The organism is Candidatus Paracaedimonas acanthamoebae, from assembly GCA_017307065.1.
Taxonomy (GTDB): Bacteria; Pseudomonadota; Alphaproteobacteria; order Caedimonadales; family Caedimonadaceae; genus Paracaedimonas; species Paracaedimonas acanthamoebae_A.
The window spans coordinates 19651-27080 of the sequence record JAFKGL010000032.1 but is presented as its reverse complement, the minus strand read 5'-3'; the positions used below and the strand labels follow the sequence as shown (position 1 = coordinate 27080).

Annotated in this window: 8 protein-coding genes and 1 tRNA gene; all 9 read right to left on the bottom strand. The window is 40.7% G+C overall.

The window, feature by feature from the left end; all coding sequences use genetic code 11:
• Window positions 1–67: 67 nt before the first annotated feature.
• A tRNA-Arg gene (locus tag J0H12_07150) sits at window positions 68–144 on the bottom strand.
• A 129-nt stretch (window positions 145–273) separates the two neighbouring features.
• On the bottom strand, window positions 274–1551 hold the full coding sequence (locus tag J0H12_07145) for a replication-associated recombination protein A (protein MBN9413676.1): 1278 nt from the start codon (window positions 1549–1551) through the stop codon (window positions 274–276).
• Window positions 1552–1563: 12 nt separating this feature from the next.
• Window positions 1564–2964, bottom strand: a complete 1401-nt coding sequence (locus tag J0H12_07140) for a Do family serine endopeptidase (GenBank protein ID MBN9413675.1) — start codon at window positions 2962–2964, stop codon at window positions 1564–1566.
• Between the two features lie 76 nt (window positions 2965–3040).
• Window positions 3041–3475, bottom strand: a complete 435-nt coding sequence (rplQ, locus tag J0H12_07135) for a 50S ribosomal protein L17 (GenBank protein ID MBN9413674.1) — start codon at window positions 3473–3475, stop codon at window positions 3041–3043.
• A gap of 23 nt (window positions 3476–3498) precedes the next feature.
• Window positions 3499–4515 (bottom strand): DNA-directed RNA polymerase subunit alpha, encoded by a 1017-nt coding sequence (locus J0H12_07130; protein MBN9413673.1) that lies wholly within the window; start codon window positions 4513–4515, stop codon window positions 3499–3501.
• A 48-nt stretch (window positions 4516–4563) separates the two neighbouring features.
• Window positions 4564–4953, bottom strand: coding sequence for a 30S ribosomal protein S11 (gene rpsK, locus J0H12_07125; GenBank protein ID MBN9413672.1), 390 nt, complete (start codon window positions 4951–4953; stop codon window positions 4564–4566).
• Window positions 4954–4977: 24 nt separating this feature from the next.
• A complete protein-coding gene (gene rpsM, locus J0H12_07120) occupies window positions 4978–5346 on the bottom strand; it encodes a 30S ribosomal protein S13 (protein MBN9413671.1) in 369 nt (122 codons plus the stop codon).
• Window positions 5347–5422: 76 nt separating this feature from the next.
• The gene (locus J0H12_07115; GenBank protein ID MBN9413670.1) at window positions 5423–6097 is read right to left on the bottom strand and encodes an adenylate kinase; all 675 of its coding nucleotides are present in this window, start codon (window positions 6095–6097) and stop codon (window positions 5423–5425) included.
• Window positions 6097–7428 carry a preprotein translocase subunit SecY gene (secY, locus tag J0H12_07110; protein ID MBN9413669.1) on the bottom strand — a complete coding sequence of 444 codons (1332 nt, stop codon included), beginning with the start codon at window positions 7426–7428 and terminating at the stop codon, window positions 6097–6099. The genes J0H12_07115 and secY overlap by 1 nt, the downstream gene beginning before the upstream one ends.
• Window positions 7429–7430 lie beyond the last annotated feature (2 nt).

The following is a 7430-nucleotide window of genomic DNA, read 5'->3' as shown; positions in this document are numbered from 1 at the left end:
ACAATCTTTAGGGGCTAAATGGAGATAGATAAAGAACTGGAAAAAGCTTGAATTTACTTGGCTTTACTGGCGCGCCCGAGAAGATTCGAACTCCTAACCTTCTGATCCGTAGTCAGATGCTCTATCCAATTGAGCTACGGGCGCGTTATGAAGATACCTCGGATAACTAGCGAATTCAGATCACACATTCAAGTAAAAAATGAAAACAAATGAGACTTAAGCCTTTTTTCTTCAAAATCCTCTCAAAAGAAGCCTTTTCAAGGGTGCAAAAAATTAATCTTTAGATTTTTGGTCCCGCAATGTCTGCCAATATTGCAACCGCTTTAAAATTTCTTGTTCAAATCCTTTGCCTTTCGGCTGATAATAGTTTTCTCGTGACATTCCTTCTGGAAAATAATTAGCTCCAGAAAATTCCTCAGGAGCATCGTGATCATACTGATACCCTTTCCCATACCCTATTTCCTTCATAAGCTTGGTAGGCGCATTCACAGCGTAAAGAGGCGGCATTAAGGAACCATGTTGAGTAGCTGACTGTTGAGCGGCTTTAAAAGCTTGATAAGCTGCATTGGACTTAGGCGCCGTCGCGAGATAAATAATGCACTGAGTGATGGCTAATTCCCCTTCAGGCGATCCTAAAAAATGATAAGCTTGTTGAGCTGAAATGGCTTGAGACAAAGCCTGTGGATCTGCAAGACCAATATCTTCAGCTGCAAAGCGCACAAGTCGCCTCAAAATATACAGGGGATTTTCTCCTCCTTGCAGCATTCGTGCAAACCAATAAAGAGCCGCATTTACATCTGACGCTCTCATCGCCTTATGAAGCGCACTTATTAGATTATAATGACCTTCCTGAGCCTTGTCATAGATAGGAGCACGCTTATTTAAAATCAGACTTAGTTTATCGGTATCAACTTTATCTTCATTAAATAAAATCTCTGCCATATTTAAAAGAGATCGGGCATCACCATCCGCCATTGAAATAAGTGTTGTCCGAGCAGATGAATCCAAAGGAAGTTTCTTTTTTAAAAAGATTTCTGCCCTCTGTAAAACTCGTTCGAGATCATTTTCTTCGAGTCTTTTCAGAATTAATACCTGGCACCGCGAAAGCAAGGCCGGATTCAATTCGAACGAAGGGTTTTCTGTGGTAGCTCCAATTAAGGTGATGGTGCCTTCTTCAAGATGTGCAAGAAAGATGTCTTGTTGACTGCGATTGAACCGATGAATTTCGTCTACGAATAAAAGAGTCCCCTCACCCCATTTCCACCGGTCTTCAGCTTCTTCAAAGATTTTTCGAAGTTCGCTAACGCCTGAAAGAACTGCCGAAACTTGAGCGAAATGAAGCTTTATTGAGTGGGAGATAAGGCGTGCTAACGTAGTTTTACCACATCCCGGAGGACCCCAAAGAATTAAAGAAGGAAGCTTCGGAGCATTCACAAGGCTCGTCAGGGCTTTTCCTTGGCCAATAAGATGTTCTTGACCAATAACTTCATTTAAAGTTGCAGGTCGTAAGGCATCAGCTAAAGGGCGTGATTTTTTATTTTCAAATAAGATTGTGAATCCCCTTTACCAGTTTTGAACAAATACTTCAGTTCCCCGTTTAAACGTAATTTGCCATCCTTGGCGACTTCTTCCTAAATTTCTTGCGAGTTGATCTGCAGAGATACTCGCCTTCCCATTTAGCTCTAAGATTACATCACCAGGTAAAAGACCACTCAGGCTTGCGGGTGTTCCAGGTTCGACCTGCAAGACAACAACGCCTCCTTGAGCCTCAAATCCAAGACCTAATTCAGTTGCAACCGCAGGTGTTAAGCTAACCACGATAAGGCCTGACAAAGGATGACGTCCGTAAAGAGCTTGGGGTTTATTGTTGGGATTGTCTGGCGGAATTTCTGGAATGATATTAAAGGACATTCTCTCAGTTCCTCGGATAATGACAATGGATGAAGCCTCATTTTGTTTTGCAATAGCTAATCTAAACCGATAGGCCGCCTCATTCACAATCTCATGACCATTTATTTCAACAATGATATCCCCTTCTTTTAAACCAGCTTTTTCAGCAGGGGTATTAGGATAAATTTGCGAAATTGAAACGCCTTTGGAAACAACCATATTTTTTTTCAGGGCAATCTCAGAGGATATTGTTTTAAGGGCAACACCTAACCATAATCGTGTAATTTTACCCCCTCGATCAACACTAGCAATCACAGGAACAACAAGATTCGAAGGGATAGCAAATCCAATCCCTATGGATCCACCGGTGTTAGAAAAGATTGCTGTATTAATGCCCACAACTTTTCCATCTAACGTAATCATGGGACCTCCTGAGTTCCCAGGATTGATAGCAGCATCTGTTTGAATCAACGATCTAAAATCTTTGATTCCGACAGAATTGCGCGCCAGCCCTGAAACAATCCCAGAAGTTACTGTTTGACCAAATCCAAAAGGATTGCCAACTGCAAGCACAAGATCTCCGACTTGTAACGTATCTGCATCTTTTAATTCTAAATATGGTAAATTCTTTTCATCTGTTTTTAACTTTAAGGCGGCAAGATCAGTACGTACATCTCGAGCAACAACCTGAGCATGATATTCACGGCCATCGGCAAGAATAACTTTTATCTCTTCAGCTTGTTTAATCACATGATCATTTGTAATCACCAAACCATCTGCTTTTACAAGCACTCCCGACCCTAAAGAACTTTGCACACGTGCATGAGGAGCTGGAACCGGGACGGCTTCTCCAAAAAAGTGGCGAAATATTGGATCCTCAAAAAAGGGAGAATGGCGTTCTTTCACAACGCGAGCTGCCGAGATACTAACAACAGCTGGAGCTATTTTTTTCACAATCGGTGCAAATGTCAGTTGAATTTGTTCTTGAGAACATGGAAGCATCTCAAGGGGATCCGCCATTAATGAAAAAGAAGCTCTTAAGAAACCAATAACGAAGAAAATATTTTTTTTCATGTTTGTCCTCTTATTTTTTTGACATAAAAAAAGCGACATACTGTCGCTTTAATTATATTTTAAATATGCTTTCTCTTTATGCTTGAGCCTCAGCAGCTGCATCTGTCGCCATTGATGGCGCGGCAACTTTTTGACCAGCACCTTTGGCAGCAGCGTCACGTTCAATAAACTCAATGACTGCTAAAGGAGCATTATCTCCATAACGGAAACCTGCTTTAACAATACGAGTATATCCGCCGGCCCTATCGCGATAACGTTCTGCGAGAGTACCCGTTAATTTGCGTGCCAATTCGTTATCTCCAAGAACTGAAAGAGCTTGGCGATAAACATGAAGCCCACCACGTCGACCTAAAGTGACGAGTTTTTCTACAAACGGCCTTAAATCTTTAGCCTTTGGCAATGTTGTCGTGATTTGTTCATGACGAATTAAATCTTTTGCAAGTCCACGTAATAAAGCTTTGCGTTGATTAGTTGTACGATTTAATTGACGTCCGCGCATACGATGACGCATGGTAATTCTCCTAACTCTATACCTTAATAAGGATCTTCAATTTTTTTGGCCATTTCTTCAATATTTTCAGGTGGCCAACCCGTAACATTCATACCAAGTTCAAGTCCCATCTGGCCTAAAACTTCTTTAATTTCATTGAGTGACTTACGTCCAAAATTTGGTGTTCTCAACAGATCATTTTCCGTTTTTTGAACGAGATCCCCAATATAAACAATATTTTCATTCTTTAAGCAATTTGCAGAACGAACAGAAAGTTCAAGTTCTTCAACTTTCTTAAGAAGAGCACGACTAAATGGAAGTTCAGCTTCTGGATCTTTTTCTTCTGCAGGAACGGGCTCTTCAAAATTAATAAACTGCTGAAGTTGATCTTGCAAAATACGAGCAGCTAAAGCTACAGCATCTTCAGGTCGAACCGCTCCATTTGTTTCAACATCCATAATAAGCTTATCATAGTCTGTACGCTGGCCGACGCGCGTGTCTTCAACCTTGTAAGAAACACGACGAACAGGTGAAAAAAGAGCATCAACGGGAATAAAGCTAATTGGAGCATCTTCACGCCTAAGCTGGCCTGCAGGAATATATCCTTTACCATTTTCAATGGTGACTTCCATAGAAATTTTTGCGCCAGCATCCAAAACACAAATCACTAATTCAGGATCAAGAATCTCGATGTCTGATGTCGGTTCAAAATGAGCCGCAGTTACAGGTCCAGGTCCTTCAGCTTTTAAGCGAAGTTTTTTTGTTCCTTCAGAATGCTTACGAAGTGAAAGTGATTTGAGATTTAAAATAATCTCTGTCACATCTTCATGCACACCAGGAATTGAGCTAAACTCATGTTGAACGCCTTCTATCTGAATCCCTGTGACAGCAGCGCCTTGAAGAGATGATAAAAGAATACGCCTTAAAGCAGTGCCAAGTGTTAAGCCAAAGCCTCTTTCCAGAGGCTCAGCAACAACTTGTGCGCGCCGATGCTCGCTGCCAAGAAGATCAATATTGAGTTTAAAGGGCCTAATAAGTTCTTGCCAATTTTTTTGTAACACGGAACTTTCCTCTCGATGTTGCTTCGTAATATTTTCTAAAGGTAATAATTAAACGCGACGACGCTTTGGAGGGCGACATCCATTATGAGGTACCGGTGTCATATCACGAATAGAAGTTACTGTAAAACCAATAGATTGCAAAGCCCGTAAAGCTGATTCGCGGCCAGATCCTGGTCCATTAACTTCTACTTCTAATACACGCATTCCATGCTCTGAAGCTTTTTTTCCTGCATCTTCAGCCGCCATCTGAGCAGCGTACGGTGTTGACTTACGAGATCCTTTGAATCCCATCATACCCGCTGATGACCATGAAACAGCATTACCTTGAGGGTCTGTAATTGTAATCATTGTATTATTAAAAGTAGCATTAATATGTGCCACACCGGAGGTAATATTTTTACGCTCGCGACGTCGAATTCTTGTTGCTGGCTTAGCCATTCTTTGTATCCTATCTCGTCAAAATTACTTTTTCTTACCTGCAATTGCGACAGCTTTTCCTTTGCGCGTACGTGCATTGGTATGCGTCCTCTGTCCTCTGACAGGCAAGCCTTTACGATGACGTAACCCACGATAACATCCAAGGTCAGTCAATCGTTTAATATTCATTGAAATTTCACGTCGTAAATCACCTTCAACTTTATAAGTTGAATCTATACATTCACGAATCTTAAGCACTTCATCTTCTGTTAAATCTTTAACACGTCGATTTTCCGGTATCCCAATGGTGGAGCAAATATCTTTAGCTTTCGCTGGCCCTAACCCATAAATATAAGTTAGCCCGATAATTACTCTTTTTTGTGTAGGAATGTTGACGCCTGCTATACGAGCCACGGCTTTTCTCCTTAATTCATTAATTAATGCTTTCAAAGAAAGCAATTTATAGGCATCAAACTTGAGAAGTCAAGGCCTAGTTTACACACTCTTGTGGTTTTTTGAGATATTGTGTAATTAACACCTCAATTTGTGACGCCACATCGTCAACTGACTGCATTCCATCGACTTGGCTTAGCTGACCATTTTTTGCATAATAGCTAAGCAAAGGCTGTGTTTTTTCGTCATATATTGCAAGTCGTTTTTGAACGACCTCTAAAGCATCATCTTTTCGCCTGGAAAATTCAGTTTCCTGACAATGATCACACTTCCCTTCACTTGCAAGTGGACTAAAATAGTCGTTATAGATTGTACCGCAATTTGTACAAGAAAAACGACCTGCAATCCTTTTTGCAAGAATATCTTTATCTACTTTCAACTCAATAACTAAGTCTACTTGCTGGTGATTATGTTTTAACATTTCATACAAAGCATTCGCTTGATTTTCTGTCCTTGGAAGACCATCAAGAATAACACCAGTTTTAACTGTTTTTAGCTTATTTTCTAAGATGTCTAATATAACTTTATCATCAGGATAACCACCCGCATTTACGATGGGTTGTAAGTATTGTCCCATCTCTGAACCTGAAGCAATTTCATGGCGAATTAAATCACCTGTACTAATCTGGACATAGCCAAACTTTTCTTGGATCAAACGTGCTTGAGTCCCTTTCCCAGCACCAGGAGGCCCAAGGATAATAATATTTATCATTATTTTCCCTTTTGACGCGATTTGCGAATCAGCCCCTCATATTGATGGGCCAGCAAATGAGCTTGAATCTGAGCAACCGTATCAATACTGACACTAACCACGATAAGTAAACTTGTACCACCGAGATAGAAAGGTAATGAATGACGTGTGATAAAATATTCAGGAATTGTACAAATAAGCGCAAGATAACTTGCCCCAATCACTGTTAGTCGCGTCAAAACATGATCAAGATGTTCTGCCGTATTAAGACCTGGGCGATATCCCGGAACAATAGCGCCATTCTTCTTAAGATTTTCCGCTGTCTCTGTTGGATTAAAAACAACAGCCGTATAAAAGAAAGAGAAAAAAACAATGAGAGCAACAAAAAAGACATAATAGAAAGGTTGCCCTGGTGCTATATAAGAAGCAATTTTTGCTAAAATGCTATCCGGACTATATTTGGCACCAAAATTAGCAATCGTAACAGGCAATAGCAAAAGAGAACTTGCAAAAATAGGAGGAATAACGCCTGCCGTATTAATTTTCATTGGCAAGTGAGAACTTTGTCCCCCATAAATCTTCATTCCAACTTGGCGTTTTGGATACTGAATATAAACTCGTCGTTGTGCACGCTCCATAAACACAATGAATGCAAGAGCTAAAGCAAGCATCAAGAGAACACCAAAAATTATAAGAGGCTTAAGAGTTCCTTGACGCCCCAATTCGAGTGTGGAAGCAATCGCATGAGGCATACCCGCAACGATACCCGCAAAGATAATCAGAGAAACGCCATTTCCTATACCACGTTGCGTAATTTGCTCGCCTAACCACATTAAAAATAGAGTTCCACCAGCTAATGTCACAACAGCCGAAAACCTAAATAAGAAACCAGGATCAATAACCGGCTGCTCAGGAAGAGATTCTAAAGCAACAGCGATTCCCCAAGCTTGAATAGTTGCTAAAAATACCGTCCCATAACGAGTGTACTGATTAATCTTTTTACGACCTGATTCCCCTTCTTTCTTAAGAGCTTCAAGTTGTGGAGAAACGGCAGTTAAAAGCTGAACAATAATGCTTGCAGAAATATACGGCATAATGCCCAAAGCAAAAATAGTCATACGCCCAAGAGCACCGCCAGAAAACTTATCAAAAATGCCTAAAATACCGGTTGATTGCTTTGTCGCAATTGCTTGCATAATTAAAGCATCAATGCCAGGTAACGGAAGATAAGTGCCGAAGCGAAACACAAGAAGAGCAAGCAGGGTAAACCATAATCTTTTCTTGAGATCGTCGGCTTTCTTAAAAGCGCTGAGATCAAAATTTGTAGCAAATTGCTCAACGACAGAGGACATCT

Bases quoted from the DNA above. Each gene is read 5' to 3' on its own strand.
- J0H12_07140 (MBN9413675.1), bottom strand. From the start codon at position 2,964: ATGAAAAAAAATATTTTCTTCGTTATTGGTTTCTTAAGAGCTTCTTTT.
- rplQ (MBN9413674.1), bottom strand. From the start codon at position 3,475: ATGCGTCATCGTATGCGCGGACGTCAATTAAATCGTACAACTAATCAA.
- rpsK (MBN9413672.1), bottom strand. From the start codon at position 4,953: ATGGCTAAGCCAGCAACAAGAATTCGACGTCGCGAGCGTAAAAATATT.
- J0H12_07115 (MBN9413670.1), bottom strand. From the start codon at position 6,097: ATGATAAATATTATTATCCTTGGGCCTCCTGGTGCTGGGAAAGGGACT.
- secY (MBN9413669.1), bottom strand. From the start codon at position 7,428: ATGTCCTCTGTCGTTGAGCAATTTGCTACAAATTTTGATCTCAGCGCT.